The organism is Rhodanobacter ginsengisoli, assembly GCF_042657065.1.
GTDB lineage: Bacteria > Pseudomonadota > Gammaproteobacteria > Xanthomonadales > Rhodanobacteraceae > Rhodanobacter > Rhodanobacter ginsengisoli.
On record NZ_JBHSNF010000002.1, the window covers coordinates 687,717 to 707,386 of the forward strand.

Genomic DNA, 19,670 nt, shown 5'->3' on the forward strand with positions numbered 1-19,670 from the left:
GGCAGCCGGATGAACCAGCGCTCGATAAGCGACGCCGCGACCGCGTACCATCGGGCGGATCATCGCCGCTGCGAAATCGCCGCATGTCCAGCCCCGCTACCGGGCAGCTTCCGCCCCATCGCTTCGAACCCAATCTCGCCGGCCTCACGCCGGCGGCCCTGCAGCACCTGCAGGCTGCGGCGCATGCCATTCGCGACGGTGCCGAAGAGGCGGCGCGACGGGCGCTCGACGCCACGCTCGCACTGACGCCGGCCCACCCGGAGGCACTGCGCCTGTATGGCCTGCTGCACAGCCGCGCCCAGCGCCATGCCGATGCCCGCAACGCGCTGCAGCAGGCCATCGCGCAATGGCCGGACTATGCACTGGCACATTCCGATCTGGGCAACGCGCAACAGGCTGCCGGCGAACTCGACGCGGCGTTCGCCAGCTGGCGAGAAGCCTGCACCCTGGCGCCGGATGCACCGATGCCGTGGTTCAATCTCGGCCGCAACCTGCAGCAGCACGGCGACACCCACGCCGCCATCGAGGCACTGCAGCGGGCGCATGTGCTGGCGCCGGGCTTCCTGCCGGCGCTGATCCTGCTCGGCGACGCGCTGGTGCACGCCGGTCGTTTCGACGAGGCCGATGCAAGCTATCGCGCGGCACTCGCGCTCCACCCGGCCTGCGGCGACGCCTGGCGCGGGCTGGCCAACATCAAGACGCGGCCGCTGTCCGCCGCGGATCGCGAACGGCTGGGCGCGGCCCTGCGCCAACCCGGGCTGGCGGTTGCCGATCGCATCGCGATGGGATTTGCGCTGGGCAAGCTGTGCGAGGATCACGGCCTGTACGAAGCGGCCTTTGTCGCATTGAACGAAGCCAACACCCGCCTGCGCCAGCTCGCGCCATGGCATGCGGGCGCGTTCCATGCCCACGTCGAGGCCATGCTCGCCGCCTCGGCGCGACTGCCGACAGCGACACACGCGGCGCTGGGCCATGAGGTGATCTTCATCGTCGGGCTGCCGCGCTCCGGCTCCACCCTGTTCGAGCAGGTCCTCGCCGCCCACGCCGAAGTGGAAGGCGCCAGCGAGCTGCCGGATCTGGAACAGGTGCTCAGCGAGGAGTCGGCGCGCCGCCGCCAGCCCCTGCTGCAGTGGATGAGCGCAGCCACGACCGATGACTGGCAGCGACTGGGCCTGCGCTATCTGGAACTCACCGCGCGCTGGCGCCTGAGCCGGCCGCGCCATACCGACAAGCTGCCGTCGAACTGGCTGCTCGGCGGTGTGCTGGGCGCGATGCTGCCCGGTGCATGCATCGTGGACGTGCGCCGCGATCCACTGGAAGCGGGCTGGTCCTGCTACAAGCAGCAGTTCTACCGGTTGCCGCACTTCGCCTGCACGCTGACCGACATCGCAGCCTACATCGGCGATTACCAGCGCGTGATGGCGATATGGCAGGCGGCCGCGCCGCGCCGTATCCGCATCCAGCACTACGAGGCGTTGCTGGCCGACCCCGCACACGAGATCCGCGAACTGCTGGCGTTTTGCGGACTGCCGTTCGACCCGGCCTGCCTGGACTACCACCGGGCCACGCGCAACGTACGCACCGCCAGCGCCGCGCAGGTGCGCCAGCCGTTGCAGCGCGATACCACCCGTGCCGGCCATTACGGCGCCCGCCTCGATCCGCTGCGCTTCGGCCTGGGCATGCCGACGATCCGCTGATGCCACACAGTCGTGCACCGGGGGCAACGCATCGTTTCCGTTCTGGCCGATGCAAACGCACGGACCGGACCCCATCATCACGGCATGGATTCCAGCGGAACAAGACCCGACATGACCGCCCTGCCCAGCCTGTACATTTCACACGGCTCGCCGATGACTGCATTGCAGCCCGGCCTGACCGGCGAGCGGCTGGCCGCGCTGGCCGCCGCGCTGCCGCGGCCGCAGGCGATCGTGATGGCCAGTGCCCACTGGTTGTCGCGCCGCCCGCAGGTCGGCAGCGCGGAGCAACCGCAAACCATCCATGACTTCGGCGGCTTTCCAGCGGCGCTGTATCGACTGCGCTACCCGGCGCCGGGTGCTCCGGCGCTGGCCGAACGGGTGGCCCGGCTGCTCGATCAGGCCGGTCTCGCAGCGACGGTCGACCCCGGACGGGGCCTCGACCACGGCGCCTGGGTGCCGTTGCGCCTGCTCTATCCGCAGGCCGACATCCCGATCGTGCCGATCTCGATCCAGCCCGAGCTGGGTCCGGCGCATCACCATGCGCTGGGGCAGGCACTGGCGCCGCTACGCGACGAGGGCGTGCTGGTGATCGGCTCGGGCAGCATCACGCACAACCTGCATGACCTCGGTGCCGGCTACAGCGATGAACGGCAGGCACCGTACGTGAAGCCATTCATCGAATGGATCGAGCAGCGGCTCGACGCCGGCGACATCGACGCCTTGCTCGATTACCGACGTCGGGCACCGTTCGCCGTCCGCGCCCATCCCACCGACGAGCACCTGCTGCCGCTGTTCGTGGCACGGGGGGCGGCCGGCGCGAACGCACGCGCCCGGCGCATCGATGCCGGCATCGACCTGGGGCTGCTGGCGATGGACATCTACCGCTTCGACTGAGCCGGCGGCTCGCCGGATCCACCGGTCCGGCGTTCAGCCGGTCCGGGGCATGTCCGGATCGCCCGGCTCGATCCAGTCCTGCGCCGTCAGCAGCGGCAGGCCGTGCGCCAGTCGCGCCTTGTCGCACTGGGGGCTGATCGCACCGAACTCCCACGACGGCTGCACTTCGCGGCATACCGAGGGTCGCTGCGCATAGATGCCACAGTGCGCCGCCTCACCGACCGTCCCCCGCAACGCCACGCAGCGCGGTTTGGCGGCATCGGTACCGCGCATCGCCAGGCGATGCGGATCGAGTTTTTCGGTCAGTTCGGGCGGTACGTTGCCACCCAGGAAGGCGTCCGCTTCCGACCAGTGGAACGCCACGCGAAAGAACGCGCAACAGGCACCGCAACGCAGGCAGGGATGTTCCATCGAACGGCAGACCAGGGCGCACCCCGAGGCGCGCAGCCCGCCGATTCTAGAGCGTTGCGGGCGCGCTGTGCGGACCCGCAACGCGAACCCCGATCACGGCTCGCCGGCAAACGTGTTGCACTGATCCACGTCGCCACTGCCGAAGCCGGTCTTGAACCACTTCACCCGTTGCGCCGAGGTGCCGTGGGTGAACGTGTCCGGACGCACCCGGCCCTGCGCCTGCTGCTGCAGGGTGTCGTCGCCGATGTGGCTGGCGGCGTTGAGCGCCGACTCGATGTCGCCGGGCTGCAGCCAGTGCAGTTCCTGCTGGCTGTGGTTGGCCCACACGCCCGCGTAGCAGTCGGCCTGCAACTCCTGTCGCACCGACAATCCGTCGGCCCCGTCCATCGGCACGCCGCGACGGCGTGCGGCGTCGACCTTGTCGAACACCCCGGTCAGCTTCTGCACGTGATGACCCACTTCATGCGCGATCACGTAGGCACGCGCGAAATCGCCGGAGGAATGCAGCTCGTCCTGCAATTGCTGGAAGAACGCCAGATCCAGATAGACCTTCTGGTCGGAAGGGCAGTAGAACGGCCCCACCGCGGTACTGGCTCCGCCGCAGGCGGTGTTCACGCCACCGCTGAACAGGTGCAACCGCGGGTCGACGTAGGTCATGCCCCTGGCCTGGAAGATCGCGCCCCAGGTCTGTTCGGTCGAATGCAGGATCGCGCTGACGAACGCCTTCTGCTCGGGATCGACCTGCACCGGCACGCTGCTCTGCGTGCCGGCATCCTGCTGGCCGCCCTGCTCCAGCAGGGCCAGCGGATTCTTGAAGAAGATCCAGCCCAGGATCGCCAGCACGATCAGGCCGCCCAGTCCCATGCCGCGACCACCGCCGCCGAAGCGCGGGCCGCCGCCACCGCTGTCGACCTCGACGTTGCTGCTGCTGCCGCCTTTTCGCCAATCCATAGATGCCTCGCCGACTGATCACGCGTTCCGATACCGATGTAGACGATAGCGTGTCGCCTGCGGCGGCACCATGCACACACTGCAGCTAAAGTAGACCACCTTTCGTGAGGACTTCCGCATGACCCATCTGCCTGCCCTGGTGACCCTGCTTACCGTGTTCCTGCTGCTCGGCACCATGTGGGCCGTCGGCCACGCCCGCGGCAAGTACGGCATCAAGGCGCCCGCCACCACCGGCGATCCGGCCTTCGAACGCGCCTACCGGGTACAGATGAATACGCTGGAGCAGACCGTGATGTTCCTGCCCACCCTGTGGCTGGCCGCCACCTACGGCTTCAGTGGCTGGGCCGGCGTGGCCGGCCTGGTCTGGCTGGCCGGCCGGGCGTGGTATGCGGTGGCCTACCTCAAGGATGCGTCCAGGCGTGGGCCGGGATTCACGCTGAGCATGCTCGGCTGGCTGGCCCTGCTGGTGATGGCCTGCTTCGGCGTGGGACGCCTGATGCTGATCGGCTGATCGGGTCCACGCTCGGACCGGCAGGCCGGGCACGACCCCGCGGAGCGATCCGATCCGATGACCCTGCAATCGCGCGCACCCGGGTGCGGCCCCGCCGACTGATCGGGCGCGCAACCTCCGGACAAGCCCGTTCAGCGCACTTGCGGCATAGTTCACTGATGAACGTCATTTCCCGCACGGCACACCCGCTGCCATCGTCGACACCGCAGCCTCCACCGGTCCCGCAGGCCAGTGCGCCGGCGCCCGGCCTGTGGGCAGCCGCAGGCCTGATCGTGCTGTATTTCGCGCTGCAGTCGGCGGCCGGCGCACTGCTCTCGCTGGTGATGGCCCTGGTCGAAGGCTTCCGGCATGGCCGGCCGGGCATCGACAGCACGATCCAGGCGATGCCTGGCCTGCAGGCCGTGCTGGTCATGTTTTCGCTCGGTGTAGCAGCACTGCTGACGCTGTGGCTGACGCGCCGGAGATGGCCACAGCTGTGGTCGCTGGGACGACCGCCGGGATTCGGCTTTGCGCCGCCCCGGCGGCCGCTGTTCCTCGTGCTGGCGCTGGTGGTCGGGCTGGCGGCACCGCTGCTGGGCGGGCTGCTGACCGAGTGGCTGGCCCACGGCCACGCGGTAACCCAGGATATCCGGCAGCTCGGCGCCAACACGCCCCTGGGGTTGCGCATTCCGCTGGTTCTGCTGGTGATCAGCCTGGGGCCGCTGCTGGAGGAACTGCTGTTCCGCGGGGTGCTGTTGTCGGCCCTGATGCAGCGCTGGCGCACCGGCTGGGCCGTGCTGATCAGCTCGTCGCTATTCGCGCTGGTCCATCTGCCGGGCCTGCAGTTCGGCTGGTACGCGCTGCCGGAGCTGGCCCTGCTGGCCATGGTGCTGGCCTGGCTGCGACTCCGATCGGGCTCGATCTGGCCGGCCGTGCTGGCGCATGGGGTCAATAACCTGCTGGCCGTGGTCGCCTGGTTCGTGGTGTTCAACCTGCCCGGCTGAATCCGTTCAGCGTGGCGCGATACCGCCGTGACGCAGCAGTTGCGCGGTCTCGAACAGCGGCAGCCCCATCACCCCCGAATAGCTGCCTTGCAGATGCTCGATCAGGGCCGCGCCACGGCCCTGGATCGCGTACCCGCCGGCCTTGCCGAACGGCTCACCGGTAGCGACATAGGCCGCGATGGTCGGCTCGTCCAGCGTGGCAAAACGCACCTGCGACACACAGACGGAGGATTGCTCCCGCTGCGCGCCGACCAGCCAGACCGCCGAGATCACCTCATGCGTGCGTCCGGACAGGCGGCGCAGCATCGCCGCTGCCGCCTCGGCATCCCGCGGCTTGCCGAACACCTCGTCGTCCAGCACCACTTCGGTGTCCGCACCGAGTACCCACGCATCCTGCCCGGCATCGAGCCTGGCCAGGCCGGCGCGCGCCTTGTCGCGCGCCACGCGGCTCACATAGGTCGAGGGCGATTCCGCCGCCGCGCGCTGTTCCGTCACCTCGACATCGACCACGGCGAATTCGACGCCGAGCTGTTCCAGCAACTGGCGCCGACGCGGCGACTGCGAGGCGAGATGAAGCATGCGGATTCCAGGCGATGGTGAAGCCGTCAGCGTAGCGCCTCACAGGGTGAGGCTGTACTCGCAGAACTGCTGGTCGCGCTGCCAGCCCAGCGACTCGTACAGCGCCTGCGCCGGCACGTTGTCCCGTGCCGTCGACAAGGACAGGCTCGCCGCACCCAACGCCCGCGCATGCTCCGCGGCGGCTTTCAGCAGCGCAGCTGCGATGCCCTGCCGCCGCGCCGCCGCCACCACGAACAGATCATTGAGCAGCCACGTGCGCACCGTGCGCACCGAGGAAAACAGCGGATACAACTGGGTGAAGCCCAGCCCCGCGCCCGCTTCGTCGCGCGCCAGCAGGATCAGCGACTCATGCTGATGGATGCGCTCCATCAGGAAACCGCGGGCCCGCGCCGGATCGGCGGGCTGGCCATAGAACTGCCGATAGCCATCGAACAGCGGCGTCAGTGTATCGATGTCGAGAATGGTGGCTTGCCGGATCTGGAACGACATGACGATGGACTCCACGAGCAGGACCGCAATCAGGCACGATGATAAGGGTGTCCGGCGATGATGGTGGTCGCGCGATACAACTGCTCGGCCAGCACCAGTCGCACCAGCATGTGCGGCAGGGTCAGCGGACCGAGCGACCAGCGCTGGTCGGCGCGCGCCAGCACCTCGGGCGCGTGCCCGTCCGGACCACCGATCAGAAACGCCAGATCGCGACCGGCCATGCGCCAGCGTGCCAGCTGATCGGCCAGTTCCTCACTGGACCACATCCGGCCACCGCCATCGAGCGCCACCACATGGATATCGTGCGGCAGGGTGGCGAGTATCGCGGCGCCCTCGTCCTGGATCGCCCGCGCGTCGTCGCGGCCCTTGCCACGGCTGCCCGGTTTCAGTTCGATCAGTTCCAGCGGCAGTTCGTGCGACAGCCGCTTGCGGTATTCGGCAAAGCCCTCGGCGACCCAGCCAGGCATGCGTTCACCGACGGCGATCAGGCGCGCGCGCATGATTGCCGTCGATCAGATAAATGCCGGCGCGCAGCGCCTTCGTTCGCCTCCTCTCTCCCTCGGGGAGAGGATTGAGGTGAAGGCGCTCCAACGAAAGAACGCTGCGAAGCCACCTTTGCCTCCTCTCCCCTGCGGGGAGAGGATTGAGGCGAGGGGTCAATCTTGCGCAGAACCCGCATCAAGCCCGCCCCGCTCCCATAAAGTTCCCGCGCTTCTTGCGCTCGCCTCCTCTCCCACCTGTGGGAGAGGATTGACGTGAGGGCCCGCGAGCACCCGCCTTATCCGCCCTTCGGGCGGCATACGCCGCACAATATCGGCGATCCAGCCAATTCCCCTCCCCGGAAGAGAAGGGAATGGGGCTCAGCCCGCTTGCACAGCGTCGACTTCATGCCCGTGGTCGCCCACCGTCCACAGTCGCTCGAGACCGTAGAACTCGCGGATGCGGGGCAGCATCACGTGGACGATCACGTCGCCCAGATCGACCAGGACCCATTCTCCCTCGACCTCGCCTTCCACACCCAGCGGCATCACGCCCGCCTTCTTGGCGAACTTGATCACTTCGTCAGCGATGGATTTGACGTGGCGGGCCGACGTACCGGAAGCGATCACCAGCAAGTCGGCGATGGAGGTCTTGCCGCGGACATCGATCTCGCGAACGTCCTTGGCTTTCAGTTCTTCGAGCGCGTCGACGACGGACTTGCGCAGGGTGGCCGTGGTGACGGACTTGTTCGTACGGGCAGTACTCAAGAGGGGGAGCCTCAATACGGTATCGCAGCGCAAAATGGCGCGTGCGCAGTATACCTGCCCTGCGGTGCAGCGTGCTCCAGGCGCCATTCGATGCGCCAGGGCCCGCCGGACGCCGGAACCCACCCCTCAGCCACACCACCCAGCGGGCCTGCCGGGCGGCCGGAGCGCATGCCGACCCGAACAACTTCGACGGATGCCCGGGCCGCCGGACCGCACCGGACGGATCCGGGTGTTTACCGCCACTGGCCAGGGCCGCGGGCGGTCGCCTAGCCTCCCTGCCCGGCCACAATGTTCACCGTGATCGCGATGATGAACACATTGAAGAAGAACGCGATGACGCTGTGCAGCAGCACCACGCGGCGCAGGTAGCGGCTGCCGATCTGCACGTCCGAGACCTGGAAAGTCATGCCGATCACGATCGAGAAGTACGCGAAATCCCAGTAATCCGGCGCCGGCGTGCCGGGAAATTCCAGACCGGTGTGCTTGTCGCCGAAATTGCCGTAATAGCCGTGTGCGTAGTGAATCGCGAACATCACGTTGAGAAACAGCCAGCTCAGGACCACGCTCGACACGCCCACCACCAGGGGCTCCAGGCCGCCGCTCCTGGCCACGTGCAATTCGTTGCCGAGGGCCATCAGCACCACCGCCGACAAGATCACGCCACCCCACAGAACCACCCAGCGCCCGGTGTCCAGCACCTGTGCCTGGTCGCGCATGCGTGCCGGAGTAGCCCGGTTGAACAAGCGGGCCAGGAAACCGAGAAACACCAGTGCTGCCAGATCGAAGCCCAGCAGCACCGCACTGGCCAGGCGCAGACCGCAGCCGCTCAGCACCGCCACGGTCAGCAGGAAGATCACCAGTGACGTGATCGTCCATGGCCGGCCCCTGACGAGCCTCAGCGGTGGCCAGCCACGACGCCTGGTTGCACCGGTTCCGGGTTCCGCGGGGGGCAGTGGCTTGCTCATAGGGACCCCTTGCACAGTGCGCTGGCGAGCGGAGTGGCATCGAATCGGTCCGTGCTCCCGCCCGGCCCGCTGTCACCCAGAGCGATATCGGGTGTCAGGCGCACAGCTCCTGGTACTCCGGATGCCGCCGAATCCACGCCGCAGCATAGGAGCAGGCCGGCACCACTTTCCAGCCTTCGGCGCGGGCCGCCGCAAACGCCGCCTCCACCAGCGCCGCGGCAATGCCCCGCCCGCGGGCTACGGACGGCACACCGGTATGGGTGATCGTCATCACGGCGCCGGTCAGATGGTAGTCGAGCTCGCAGACGGCACCGTCGACCCGGGCCTCGAAGCGATGTGCGGTGCGATCGTGCTGGACGGGAAATGACATGTGCGCCTGGCCGGGATGGAAACCGCAAGCATACGATCCGCGCGGGGCAACCGGACGTGAAGCCGGAACCGCCACGCGTTCGCGCCGCCTGCATGCATCGCAGGGCATAGTGCGCCTTTCCATTTCGGCAGCAGGAGAATACCCATGAAGAAATCCGCATCGGCGCACTGGTCCGGCGGGATCAAGGATGGCCAGGGCACGATCTCGACCGAGACCGGTGCGTTGCGCGAGGCGCCGTACGGCTTCAAGTCGCGCTTCGAGGACGGCCCCGGCACCAACCCCGAGGAACTGATCGGCGCGGCCCACGCCGGCTGCTATTCGATGGCGCTGTCGCTCGGCCTGGGCGAGGCAGGCCTGACGGCGGACAGCATCGACACCAAGGCCGTGGTGACGCTGGAAAAGGATGGCGACGGCTTCTCGATCACCGCAGTGCATCTCAGCTGCAAGGCCAGGGTGCCCGGTGCCGACGCGGCCACGTTCGACCGGATCGCGCAGGCAACCAAGCAGGCCTGTCCGGTATCCAAGGTACTCAGGGCCGCCATCACGCTGGACGCCAACCTGGAAAGTTAAACGGCGCTCGATCGTCCGGACGCGGCATGTCGCTAGACTGGCGGCATGTTCTCGCCCCCCGATTTTCTCAGCCGCACTGCGCGCGAATCGCTGCGCCCGCTCCGGGCCGCGATCCGGCACTGGGTGCTCAGCGCCTTTCCGCGCAGCAACAGCGGCAGCCTCGACTACGATCAGCCCCGGGGCGATCCCGGACTGTTCGGGCCGGACAGCGCAACCTGGCGTGTGCATGCGGATTTTCCGGGCATGCTGTCCGGTGGCCTGGCCGCGCTGACCCTGCAGACCCTGCATCCGCTGGCATTGGCCGGGGTATGGGACCACTCCAATTTCCGCGGCGACCTGCTCGGCCGGCTGCGCCGCACCACCGCGTTCGTCGGCGGCACCACCTATGCGCCGCGCGCGCAGGCCGATGCATTGATCGAACACGTCAGGCAGATCCATGCACACATCGTCGGCCATGCCGAGGACGGCCGTCCCTACTCGGCGAACGATCCGCAGTTGCTGACCTGGGTGCATGTCACCGAGGCCTACAGCTTCCTGCAGGGCTATCGCCGCTACAGCCATGTCGTGCTGCCTGCCGGTGCCGCGGACCGCTACTACGATGAAGTGCGGCGGATTGCCGAGGCACTGGGTGCCACCCGGGTCCCGGCATCCGAACGCGAGGTCGAAGAATACTTCCGGCAGATCCAGCCCAAGCTGGCCTTCACCGAACGCTCCCGCGTGGTGCTCGACCTGCTCTCGCAGGTGCGCCTGCCGGTGCCCGCGGCCGGCCTGTCGCGGGACCTGTTCCTGCTGGCCGGTACCGCCCTGCTGCCGGAGTGGGCGACGGTCCTGCTGGGCCATACGCCATGGCGACAACGCCAGTCCCGGCTGGCGGCAGGTGCCCTGTGGTCGGTTGCACCGGTATTTCGCAGCGCATTGCGCGACGGCATCGCCAGCCGCGCCTGCCGGCGCATGGATCGCGATCCGGCCGAGCTGAGCCGCTGGCCATGATCCGCAGACAGCGCCCCGTCGTCCGACCACGCCGGGCTCAGGCAGGCAGCGTGGCCACCTGATCGTCATCCATCGACGCCGACACCACCCGGTTGCGCCCCGCGCGCTTGGCTGCGTACAAGGCCTGGTCGGCACGATGCAGCACCGCGGCGCTGTCCTGTTCGGCCGGCATGACCGTGGTCACTCCGATCGAAACCGTGAGCCGCAGGGCCTGGCCATCCACCAGCAGCGACGTACTCTCCACCGTCGTGCGAATGCGCTCGCCCAGGCGCAGGGCACCCGACAAATCGGTTCCCGACGACAGCACCACGAACTCCTCGCCACCCACCCGGCCCAGCACATCGGTTTCGCGCAAGGTGGCGCGAATGCTCGCGACCATGGCGCACAGCACCACGTCACCTCCGGCATGCCCGAAGCGATCGTTGACCGACTTGAAATGGTCGGCATCGATCATCAGGACGGCCAGCGACTGCTGCCAACGCGCGCTCTGCGCCATCTTGCGAGGCATGATTTCATTGATCGCCAACCGGTTCTTCACTCCGGTCAGCGAGTCGATCCGCGCCAGCAGGTGCAATTCCTGTTGCAGGATTTCGTTGTACAGCAGCAGGAAGCCGATACTGGCGAACAACGGCTGCATGCCCGACAGGCTGATGTAGATGAAATTCGTGGCGCTGGGCACGCTGGTGGCGAGCGGCTGATCGGAGCCGAACCACAGCTGGCCGCTGCGCCAGACCACCAGGACCACCGCCATCACGCAGAACAGCAGCAGGACGTTGCGCGCGCGCGAAAAGTGCCATCGAAAACCGCTGGTCAATGCTTCCACGTTCAGCAGCATGTTCAACGTGATCGCCACCGAACCCCACAGCACACGGTAGCGGTAATCCGGGTGGACCAGGCCGAACCAGCCCACGCCCAGCCAGCCGATCACGCCGATCGCCAGCACCAGCCGCCAGCGCAGCGGCTCGCCCAGCAGCATGCGCAACGCAATCACGCTCATGGCCATGGCAATCAGGTTGAGCGCGTTGCCGCCGAGCAACAACATCGTCGGCGACAGATAGGCATGTGCCGCCAGGGTGCCCCACCCGGCCGCCTCCACCGCAAAGGCCGCGGCCCGGAGATGCAGGCTGTTGCGCGCCACGCTCGCCCCGGGATGGGTGCCCGCCCACAGCATCAGGGCCAGCACCGCGGTCTGCACGGTGCTGATCAGCGACAGCGTTTCAATGTGAAGAGCCATTGCGCATCCGCTGAGCCGAACAGTCGGCGAGATCCAGTGCGACCATTTGTATCACTCTTGAAGGAGTGGGGTTCAATAATAGTCGTTAACCCCCCAGACATCGAACCACGTCAGCGTTGACAGCCCACGGCGATTCGCTACTTTCGACTACACGAATCTTTCTGGATCCTGGATGGCCACGCTCATTCCGACCCGCAACAGCTGCCTGCCGCGCATGACCGGTGGCGAGAAACGCGTCTCCGAGCGTCTGGAGCAGAAGCTCGAGGATGACTACCTGCTGTGGTACGACGTGCCGGTCGGCCTCAAGCAACGCCACCCGGACTTCGTGATCTTCCATCCGCGCCGTGGCCTGCTGGTGCTGGAGGTGAAGGACTGGAAGGCCGACACCATCCGCCATGCCGACAGCACCCAGTTCACCCTGGTCACCGAACGCGGTCTGGCGAAGGAACCCAATCCACTGCTGCAGGCACGCTCCCACGCGCTGGAAATCAGCAACGCACTCGAGCGCGACCCTGCCCTGCACCATCCGGCGGGTTCCCGCCACGCCGGCAAACTGATCATGCCGTGGGCCTGGGGCGTGGTGCTGGCCAACATCACCCGCAAGCAGTTCGACGAGGGCGCACTGGGCGAGGTGCTTGCCGGACACCTGGTGATCTGCCGCGACGAACTGTACGAGACGGTCGATGCCGAAGCGTTCCAGGAGCGCCTGTGGGCGATGTTCCCGCAGGTGTTCCCGGTGGCCATGACCCTGCCGCAGATCGACCGCGTACGCTGGCACCTGTTTCCCGAGCTGCGGGTCGAAGCCGGCAGCGGCCAGTTCGGCCTGTTCGGACCCACCGATGCCGCGGTGCGACCGCTGGAGATTCCCGACCTGGTCAAGGTGATGGATGCGCAGCAAGAGCAACTGGCGCGCTCGATCGGCGGCGAGCACCGGGTCATCCACGGCGTGGCCGGCTCGGGAAAAACCATGATCCTGGGCTTCCGCGCGATGCAGCTGGCACGCGAGCTGGGCAAGCCCATCCTGGTGCTCTGCTACAACAAGACGCTGGCGGCGCGGCTGGAACAGCTGATCGGCGAGCGCGGCCTGAGCGAGAAAGTGCAGGTCTACAACTTCCACAAATGGTGTCGCAAGATGCTGGTGGCGTATCACGTGGATCTGCCCGCGCAGGGCAGCAAGGACTTCTTCGAACAGATGGTGCAGAACGTCATCGACGGGGTCGATCGCGGCCAGATCCCCCGCTTCCAGTACGGTGCCGTGCTGGTCGACGAAGGCCACGATTTCGAGCCGGACTGGTACAAGCTGATCGTGCAGATGATCGACCCGGCGACCAACTCGCTGCTGGTGTTGTACGACGACGCGCAGAACATCTACGGCAACACCGACCGGCGCAGGATCAGCTGGAAAAGTCTCGGCGTGCAGGCTCAGGGCCGCACCACCATCCTCAAGCTCAACTATCGCAATACGCTGGAGATCCTCTCTGTCGCGCGGGTCTTCGCCCAGGATCTGCTCGAGTCGCGCAGCGACGACGACGATGGCGTGCCGTTGATCGCACCGGAAAGCGCCGGCCGCCGCGGCGCCGTGCCCGAACTGGTGCGCACCGACACCGCGCGCGCCCAGCTCGACGTGCTGATCGCGCGACTGCGCGACGAGCACGTCGGCGGCCGTCCGTATTCCGACATGGCCGTGCTGTACCGCAACCAGTGGGAAGGCGACAAGCTGCACGAGGTACTGCAGCAGCTCGGCATCCCCAGCCGGGTCGCCGACCACACGGGCAAGCAGACCCTGTTCGTGGTCGAAGACAGCGTCAAGCTGATGACCATGCATTCCAGCAAGGGCCTGGAGTTTCCGTTCGTGATCATCCCCGGCCTGGGCGGCTTGCCCAAGGAAGGCCAGCGCGAAGCCGACGAGGCGCGCCTGCTGTACGTGGCGATGACCCGCGCCACCGAGCACCTGCTGCTGATCCACCACGAGGATTCGATCTTCAGCAAGCGCATCCGCGACTCGATCAACCAGGTGCAGGGACAGTTGAACGACACCGCCGAACGCGTCCTGGGGTAACCGCTGGCACCCCAATATCGAAGCAATAACGACCGCCCCGGCATTCGGCCGCACAAGGAGTCCAGCATGACCGTATTCGATCTGACCCCGCCCAGCGACGCCCAGCGACGCGATATCACCGCCACTCTCTCGGCCGACGAAAAGCGCGTGCTGCTGGAACACGGCACCGAAGCGGCGTTCTGCGGCGTGTTCCTGGACAACCACAAGGACGGCGTCTACACCTGCCGCTTCTGCGGGCTGCCACTGTTCCGCTCCAGCGCGAAATTCGATTCGGGTACCGGCTGGCCGAGCTTCTTCAAACCCTATGACGACAGCCATATCCGGCTGATCCGCGACACCAGCTACGGCATGATCCGCACCGAGGAAGTCTGCGCACGCTGCGGCAGCCATCTGGGCCACGTATTCCCCGACGGCCCCAGGCCGACCGGCGACCGCCACTGCCTCAACTCGGTATCGCTGTCCTTTACCGAACAGGGCGACCCGCTGCCGGATTGCCTTCAGCGTGGCGCGCCGGAGGGGCAGCCGGACACGGACAGCTGAATTTCCGGCAATTCGGCCGGAGCGGGTGGCTCAGCGTCGGTACGGCGCCAGCAGGCCGGGATCGTCGAACAGACCCGACGGCAGCTGGTAGCGCGGCTCGCGTCCGGCGGCGATCAGCTCGCGGATCCGCGTGGCGGAGATTTCCATCGGTGTGACCGACAGGGCGATCAGCTTGCCTGACGGCAGCGACCGCAACGCCGCCGGAGCGTCCACCCAGCGATGATGGGTCTCCCGCTTCAGCTCATCGGGCAGCAACGCCTGCTCGCCCGGTCGGCTCAGCACCCCGATATGCGCCAGCTCGAACAGCCTTCGCCAGCCCTGCCAGCCCGGCAGGCCGGCGAAGGCATCGGCACCGAGCAGCAGGACCAGCGGGCGCTCGCCGTGCCCGGCACGCAGCTCGACCATGGTGTCGACGGTATAGGACGAGCCGCTGCGCGCCAGCTCGCGTGTATCCAGGATCAGCCGCGACTGGTCGCGCAGCGCGACCCGCAGCATCGCCACCCGTTGCTCGGCGCTGGCGATCGGTGGCGGCCGGTGCGGCGGGATGCCCGAGGGCATCATCAGCACCTCGGCATCGAGCAGCTCGGAGGCCTCCCAGGCTACGCACAGGTGCCCCAGGTGGATCGGGTCGAAGGTGCCGCCGAAGATCGCCAGCGGTTTCATGCCAGCGCGGCAGCCGCGCGCGGTTCGGCGATCGCGGCGATCAGTCGCTCGGCTTCCTGCCACGGGTTGCCGGTTTCGCGACCCTTGGCCATGCGATCGATGCGCGAGGCGCGGGCCAGGCACTGCAGCCAGTGCTCGCGCGGGGCCCGGCGCAGGGCCTGGCGAAACAGCTGCTCGCGTGCCTGCCACAGCCGCTCGACCTTGGCCTGGGCGGCGAAGTCGCGGGCATTGGCAAGGCGCAGGGCCAGTTGCAGCTGATTGACCAGCCAGCCCATCAGCGCGATCAGCTCGTCGCCTTCGGCACGCAGGCCGGCCAGCACGCGCAGCGCGCGGGCGCCGTCGCCGGCAAACGCGGCGTCGGTGAGCTTGAATGCGTCGTAGCGCGCACTGTCGGCCACCAGCGTTTCCATCTCGGCGGCATCGATGCGGCCTTCGCCGTGCAACACCACCAGCTTGTCGATTTCCTGTGCCGCGGCGAGCAGGTTGCCCTCGACCCGCTCGGCCAGCAGCGCCGCCGCCTCGGGCGTGGCCGACAGGCCGCGCGATGCCAGCCGCGCACCGATCCAGCCGGCCCACTCGTGCGCCCGCGGCGCATTGAACACCACCATCGTGCCGCTGGCGTCGAGCTTCCTGTTCCAGGCGCCGTCGTGCTTGCTGCTCCACTCCATCGCGGTGATCAGCAGCGTGACATCCGGCGGTGGATCGGCGCAGAACGCGTTGATCGCCTTGGCCCCCTCGATCCCCGGACGGCCGGTGGGCAGGCGCAGATCGATAAGGCGGCGGGTCGCGAACAGCGACATGCTGGCACCGGCACGCGCCAGGTCGTTCCAGTCGAAATGCTGACCCGCCTCGAGTACTTCACGTTCGCTGTAGCCCAGCTTCTTCGCCTGCGCGCGCAGCGCGTCGGCGGCTTCCAGCACCAGCAACTCCTCGCCCGCGAGCAGATAGACCGGCGCCAGGCGATCCGCCGCCAATGCCTTCTGCCACTGGCCCGTGCTGAGCGGCATCAGGGTGCGCTGGAAGCGGCCGCCGGTGCGGCCAGCTGATGCTGGCCGGCGGCCTGCAGGCGGAACAGGATCGCCTGCACCATGTCGTCGTTGAGGCTGCGCTGGATCTCCTCGACCTGCGACGCGTTGCCAATCGTATTGCCGGCGTCGTAGCTGTACTCGCGCGACATGTCGATGCGCTGGACCGGCACCAGGGTCTGGCCGGTGCCGTCGGTCACATCGAACTGCACGTGGTAGCGCACCGCGTATTCGGTGATCCGTACGTAGCCACCCGCGCTCACCGTCTCGGTGCTGAACCTGGCCACCGGCACGCGCAGCTCCGCGATGCCGGGACCGCTGTCGTCCTCGACCGTGACGCCGGAGGTTTCCAGCGCACGCGCCAGGTGACGCTGGAATTCGCTGCTCCCGCTGATGTCCAGGTGCACCCGCTGCATCGACGGCGGCAGGCTCGCGTTCTGACGCAGGTGAAAGCCGCAGGCGCTCAGCGCGAGCGCGATGACCAGCAGCAACGAGGCTTGAATCAGACGGCCCGCTTTCATGAAGCTCATGGATTTCATCCTGCGACGATGTTGACGATCTTGCCGGGTACCACGATGACCTTGCGCACGCTGAGGCCCTCCAGGAAACCGATCACCTGCGGCTGCGCCCGCGCCAGCGCCTCGGCCTCTTCCTTCGAGGCGTTGACCGCCAGCTCGATGGTAGCGCGCAACTTGCCGTTGATCTGCACCGCCAGCGTGACCGTGTCGCGCACCAGCGCGGCCGGGTCGACCTGCGGCCACGGCTGATCCTCCAGCACCGTCTGCTCGTGGCCGAGCACCTGCCACAGCGCATGGCTGATGTGCGGCACCACCGGATTGAGCAGCAGCACCATCGCCTCCAGCGCCTCGTGCCGCACCGCGCGGCCCTGGTCGCTCTGGTCGTGGAACTTGCCCAGCGCGTTGAGCAGCTCCATCAGCGCGGCGATCGCGGTGTTGAACGCGTGCCGCCGGCCGAAATCGTCGCCGACCTTCTGGATCGTCTCGTGCAGCTGGCGCCGCAGGGTCTTCTGGGCCGGGTCGAGCAGCGCCGGATCGACGACGCCTGCGGCGTCCCCCCATCCGCCTTCGGCACCTTCGCCCACAGGCGGGAGAAGGGAAGCGGAGCGGTCTGCGACCACGGGCTTGATCATGGGATGATCCGGATTCGCCGCGTGCGCGGTCACCTCGCGCCACAGCCGCTTCAGGAAGCGCGCCATGCCTTCGACGCCGGCCTCGCTCCACTCCAGCGACTGCTCCGGCGGCGCGGCGAACATCGAGAACAGCCGCACGGTGTCGGCACCGTACTTGTCCACCATGGTCTGCGGATCGATGCCGTTGTTCTTCGACTTCGACATCTTCTCGGTGCCACCGATCGACACCGGCTGGCCGTCGGCCTTGAGCAGGGCACCGACCACGCGCGCCTTCTCGTCGCGCCGGATCTCGACGTCGGCCGGGTTGATCCAGTCCTTCGAGCCGTCGGCATTGTCGCGGTAGAACGTCTCGGCGATCACCATGCCCTGGCACAGCAGGTTCTGCGCCGGCTCGTCCGAATGCACCATGCCCGCGTCACGCAGCAGCTTGTGATAGAAGCGGAAATACAGCAGGTGCATGATCGCGTGTTCGATGCCACCGATGTACTGGTCGACCGGCAGCCAGTAGTTGGCGCGTTCGTCGATCTGCGCGTCGGCGCCGGGGCTGGTGTAGCGCGCGTAGTACCAGCTCGACTCCATGAAGGTGTCGAACGTATCGGTCTCGCGCTCCGCCGCGCCGCCGCATTGCGGGCAGGCGCACTGGCGCCATGCCGGGTCGGCCTTGATCGGCGACAGCACGCCGGAGAACGCCACGTCCTCGGGCAGCACCACCGGCAGCTGGTCCTCCGGCACCGGCACCGCGCCGCAGTCCGGGCAGTAGATCACCGGGATCGGGCAGCCCCAGTAGCGCTGGCGGCTGACGCCCCAGTCGCGCAGGCGCCAGTTGACCCGGCGCGAGCCGCTGCCGTCCCGCTCGAAGCGGGTGGCCAGCGCGGCCAGTGCCTGCTCGAAGTCCATGCCGTCGTACTCGCCGGAATTGACCAGCAGGCCGCGCGGGGTCCAGGCGGCCTCTTCCTGGATGCGCCGCTCGAATTCCTCGATGACCCGCACCGGTGCGGAGATATCCTGCGTGTTGCTGTCGCGCCCTTGCAGGGCCGCGCGCATCGGATCGCCGCCGACGCCGAGCGACAGGTCGTGCTGGATCGCGTTCAACGCTTCGATCACCGACGCATCGACGATCACCATCCTGATCGGCAGGCTGTATTTCTGCGCAAACTCCCAGTCACGCTGGTCGTGCCCGGGCACCGCCATCACCGCGCCGGTGCCGTAGCCCATCAGCACGAAGTTGGCGACCCAGATCGGCACCGGTTCGCCGGTGACCGGGTGGATCGCGCGCAGGCCGGTGTCGATACCGCGCTTTTCCTGGGTCTCGAGTTCCGCCTCGGACACGCCACCGTGTTTCAGCTCGGTGATGAAGGCCGCCAGCGTCTCGTTGTCGCGGGCCGCCTGCAGCGCCAGTGGATGTTCCGCGGCGATCGACAGGAAGGTCACTCCCATCAGCGTGTCGGGGCGGGTGGTGAACACGCTCAGCGGTTCGCCGCCGCCTTCCAGTGCGAAGTGGATCTCCAGCCCTTCGCTGCGCCCGAGCCAGTTGCGCTGCATCGTCTTGACCGCGTCGGGCCAGCCCGGCAGCGTGTCCAGGCCGTCGAGCAACTCCTGCGCGTAGTCGGTGATCTTCAGGAACCACTGCGGGATCTCGCGCTTCTCCACCAGCGCACCGGAACGCCAGCCGCGGCCGTCCACCACCTGCTCGTTGGCCAGCACGGTCTGGTCGACCGGGTCCCAGTTCACCACCGCATTCTTGCGGTAAGCCAGGCCCTTCTTCAGCAGCCGGGTGAACATCAGCTGTTCCCAGCGGTAATAGTCCGGCCGGCAGGTTGCGAACTCGCGGGTCCAGTCGATCGCATAGCCCAGCGATTTCAGCTGGCTGCGCATGTGGTCGATGTTCGCGTAGGTCCATTTGGCCGGCGCGGTGTTGTTCTTGATCGCGGCGTTCTCGGCCGGCAGGCCGAACGCATCCCAGCCCATCGGCTGCAGCACGTTCTTGCCCTGCATGCGCTGGTAGCGGCTGATCACGTCGCTGATGGTGTAGTTGCGCACGTGGCCCATGTGCAGTGCACCGGACGGGTACGGCAGCATCGCCAGGCAGAAGAACTTCGGCCGGCTGCTGTCTTCGCCGACTTCGTAAGCGCGCTCGGCGTTCCAGTACTGCTGTGCGGCGGCTTCCACCGCCTGCGGTGCATAACCCTGCTCGGGATGGCCGCCCGTTTCGGCGCCGCCCTGATCAGGAGAGTTCGGGTCTTGGATGTGCTGCATGATTCCGGTGCCGTGATGCGGTTGGTGCAGGCCCACGCTGGCGAGCTGCGGTGAACTGGGCAGACTAGCCCAGCGCGAGCCGGGCG

Annotated in this window: 21 protein-coding genes; 8 read left to right on the forward strand and 13 right to left on the reverse strand. The window is 67.6% G+C overall.

What is annotated here, in order from left to right; all coding sequences use genetic code 11:
- Positions 1-83 precede the first annotated feature (83 nt).
- A complete protein-coding gene (locus ACFPPA_RS12305; RefSeq protein WP_377320255.1) occupies positions 84-1,697 on the forward strand; it encodes a tetratricopeptide repeat-containing sulfotransferase family protein in 1,614 nt (537 codons plus the stop codon).
- A 111-nt stretch (positions 1,698-1,808) separates the two neighbouring features.
- The gene (locus tag ACFPPA_RS12310) at positions 1,809-2,591 is read left to right on the forward strand and encodes a DODA-type extradiol aromatic ring-opening family dioxygenase (protein ID WP_377320257.1); all 783 of its coding nucleotides are present in this window, start codon (positions 1,809-1,811) and stop codon (positions 2,589-2,591) included.
- A 33-nt stretch (positions 2,592-2,624) separates the two neighbouring features.
- Here the strand turns inward: ACFPPA_RS12310 and ACFPPA_RS12315 are convergent, their stop codons facing one another.
- Together ACFPPA_RS12315 and ypfJ are read right to left on the reverse strand one after the other, a co-directional pair.
- Positions 2,625-3,002, reverse strand: a complete 378-nt coding sequence (locus tag ACFPPA_RS12315) for a YkgJ family cysteine cluster protein (protein WP_377320258.1) — start codon at positions 3,000-3,002, stop codon at positions 2,625-2,627.
- Between the two features lie 93 nt (positions 3,003-3,095).
- Positions 3,096-3,953 (reverse strand): KPN_02809 family neutral zinc metallopeptidase, encoded by an 858-nt coding sequence (ypfJ, locus tag ACFPPA_RS12320; RefSeq protein WP_377320260.1) that lies wholly within the window; start codon positions 3,951-3,953, stop codon positions 3,096-3,098.
- A 118-nt stretch (positions 3,954-4,071) separates the two neighbouring features.
- Between ypfJ and ACFPPA_RS12325 the strand changes: the two genes are divergently transcribed.
- Complete coding sequence (locus ACFPPA_RS12325; protein WP_377320262.1) at positions 4,072-4,464, forward strand: MAPEG family protein; 393 nt, start codon at positions 4,072-4,074, stop codon at positions 4,462-4,464.
- 158 nt (positions 4,465-4,622) lie between these two features.
- Positions 4,623-5,447: a CPBP family intramembrane glutamic endopeptidase gene (locus ACFPPA_RS12330; protein WP_377320264.1), complete on the forward strand. Its 825-nt coding sequence runs from the start codon at positions 4,623-4,625 to the stop codon at positions 5,445-5,447.
- A 6-nt stretch (positions 5,448-5,453) separates the two neighbouring features.
- Here ACFPPA_RS12330 and ACFPPA_RS12335 read toward each other — a convergent pair whose 3' ends face one another.
- The 6 genes from ACFPPA_RS12335 to ACFPPA_RS12360 all read right to left on the reverse strand — a co-directional run bounded on the left by ACFPPA_RS12335 (position 5,454) and on the right by ACFPPA_RS12360 (position 9,097).
- On the reverse strand, positions 5,454-6,026 hold the full coding sequence (locus tag ACFPPA_RS12335) for a Maf family protein (protein WP_377320266.1): 573 nt from the start codon (positions 6,024-6,026) through the stop codon (positions 5,454-5,456).
- A 39-nt stretch (positions 6,027-6,065) separates the two neighbouring features.
- Positions 6,066-6,515 (reverse strand): GNAT family N-acetyltransferase, encoded by a 450-nt coding sequence (locus ACFPPA_RS12340; protein WP_377320268.1) that lies wholly within the window; start codon positions 6,513-6,515, stop codon positions 6,066-6,068.
- Positions 6,516-6,544: 29 nt separating this feature from the next.
- Positions 6,545-7,015 carry a 23S rRNA (pseudouridine(1915)-N(3))-methyltransferase RlmH gene (rlmH, locus tag ACFPPA_RS12345; protein ID WP_377320270.1) on the reverse strand — a complete coding sequence of 157 codons (471 nt, stop codon included), beginning with the start codon at positions 7,013-7,015 and terminating at the stop codon, positions 6,545-6,547.
- Positions 7,016-7,375: 360 nt separating this feature from the next.
- Entirely contained in the window at positions 7,376-7,762 is a 387-nt protein-coding gene (gene rsfS / locus ACFPPA_RS12350; RefSeq protein WP_377320272.1) for a ribosome silencing factor, read from the reverse strand.
- 266 nt (positions 7,763-8,028) lie between these two features.
- Positions 8,029-8,727, reverse strand: coding sequence for a DUF1345 domain-containing protein (locus ACFPPA_RS12355; protein ID WP_377320274.1), 699 nt, complete (start codon positions 8,725-8,727; stop codon positions 8,029-8,031).
- A gap of 94 nt (positions 8,728-8,821) precedes the next feature.
- The gene (locus ACFPPA_RS12360) at positions 8,822-9,097 is read right to left on the reverse strand and encodes a GNAT family N-acetyltransferase (RefSeq protein WP_377320276.1); all 276 of its coding nucleotides are present in this window, start codon (positions 9,095-9,097) and stop codon (positions 8,822-8,824) included.
- Between the two features lie 144 nt (positions 9,098-9,241).
- On the opposite strand from ACFPPA_RS12360, the gene ACFPPA_RS12365 reads away from it, so the two are divergent.
- Positions 9,242-9,667 carry an OsmC family protein gene (locus tag ACFPPA_RS12365; protein WP_377320278.1) on the forward strand — a complete coding sequence of 142 codons (426 nt, stop codon included), beginning with the start codon at positions 9,242-9,244 and terminating at the stop codon, positions 9,665-9,667.
- Between the two features lie 45 nt (positions 9,668-9,712).
- Positions 9,713-10,657 (forward strand): oxygenase MpaB family protein, encoded by a 945-nt coding sequence (locus ACFPPA_RS12370; RefSeq protein ID WP_377320280.1) that lies wholly within the window; start codon positions 9,713-9,715, stop codon positions 10,655-10,657.
- 37 nt (positions 10,658-10,694) lie between these two features.
- Here the strand turns inward: ACFPPA_RS12370 and ACFPPA_RS12375 are convergent, their stop codons facing one another.
- Positions 10,695-11,891 carry a GGDEF domain-containing protein gene (locus ACFPPA_RS12375; RefSeq protein ID WP_377320282.1) on the reverse strand — a complete coding sequence of 399 codons (1,197 nt, stop codon included), beginning with the start codon at positions 11,889-11,891 and terminating at the stop codon, positions 10,695-10,697.
- Between the two features lie 172 nt (positions 11,892-12,063).
- Here ACFPPA_RS12375 and ACFPPA_RS12380 point away from each other — a divergent pair, with 172 nt between their 5' ends.
- Together ACFPPA_RS12380 and msrB are read left to right on the forward strand one after the other, a co-directional pair.
- Entirely contained in the window at positions 12,064-13,950 is a 1,887-nt protein-coding gene (locus ACFPPA_RS12380; RefSeq protein WP_377320284.1) for a DEAD/DEAH box helicase, read from the forward strand.
- Positions 13,951-14,016: 66 nt separating this feature from the next.
- Positions 14,017-14,490 carry a peptide-methionine (R)-S-oxide reductase MsrB gene (gene msrB / locus ACFPPA_RS12385; RefSeq protein WP_377320286.1) on the forward strand — a complete coding sequence of 158 codons (474 nt, stop codon included), beginning with the start codon at positions 14,017-14,019 and terminating at the stop codon, positions 14,488-14,490.
- 30 nt (positions 14,491-14,520) lie between these two features.
- On the opposite strand, the gene nadD is transcribed toward msrB, so the two are convergent.
- The 4 genes from nadD to leuS are packed head-to-tail and all read right to left on the reverse strand — an operon-like array spanning position 14,521 to position 19,584.
- Positions 14,521-15,153 (reverse strand): nicotinate-nucleotide adenylyltransferase, encoded by a 633-nt coding sequence (nadD, locus tag ACFPPA_RS12390; RefSeq protein WP_377320288.1) that lies wholly within the window; start codon positions 15,151-15,153, stop codon positions 14,521-14,523.
- Complete coding sequence (gene holA, locus ACFPPA_RS12395; RefSeq protein ID WP_377320290.1) at positions 15,150-16,160, reverse strand: DNA polymerase III subunit delta; 1,011 nt, start codon at positions 16,158-16,160, stop codon at positions 15,150-15,152. Before holA ends, nadD begins: the two co-directional genes overlap by 4 nt.
- Positions 16,160-16,708 carry an LPS-assembly lipoprotein LptE gene (locus tag ACFPPA_RS12400; RefSeq protein WP_377320292.1) on the reverse strand — a complete coding sequence of 183 codons (549 nt, stop codon included), beginning with the start codon at positions 16,706-16,708 and terminating at the stop codon, positions 16,160-16,162. The genes holA and ACFPPA_RS12400 overlap by 1 nt, the downstream gene beginning before the upstream one ends.
- Positions 16,709-16,713: 5 nt before the next feature.
- Entirely contained in the window at positions 16,714-19,584 is a 2,871-nt protein-coding gene (leuS, locus tag ACFPPA_RS12405) for a leucine--tRNA ligase (protein ID WP_377320294.1), read from the reverse strand.
- Positions 19,585-19,670 lie beyond the last annotated feature (86 nt).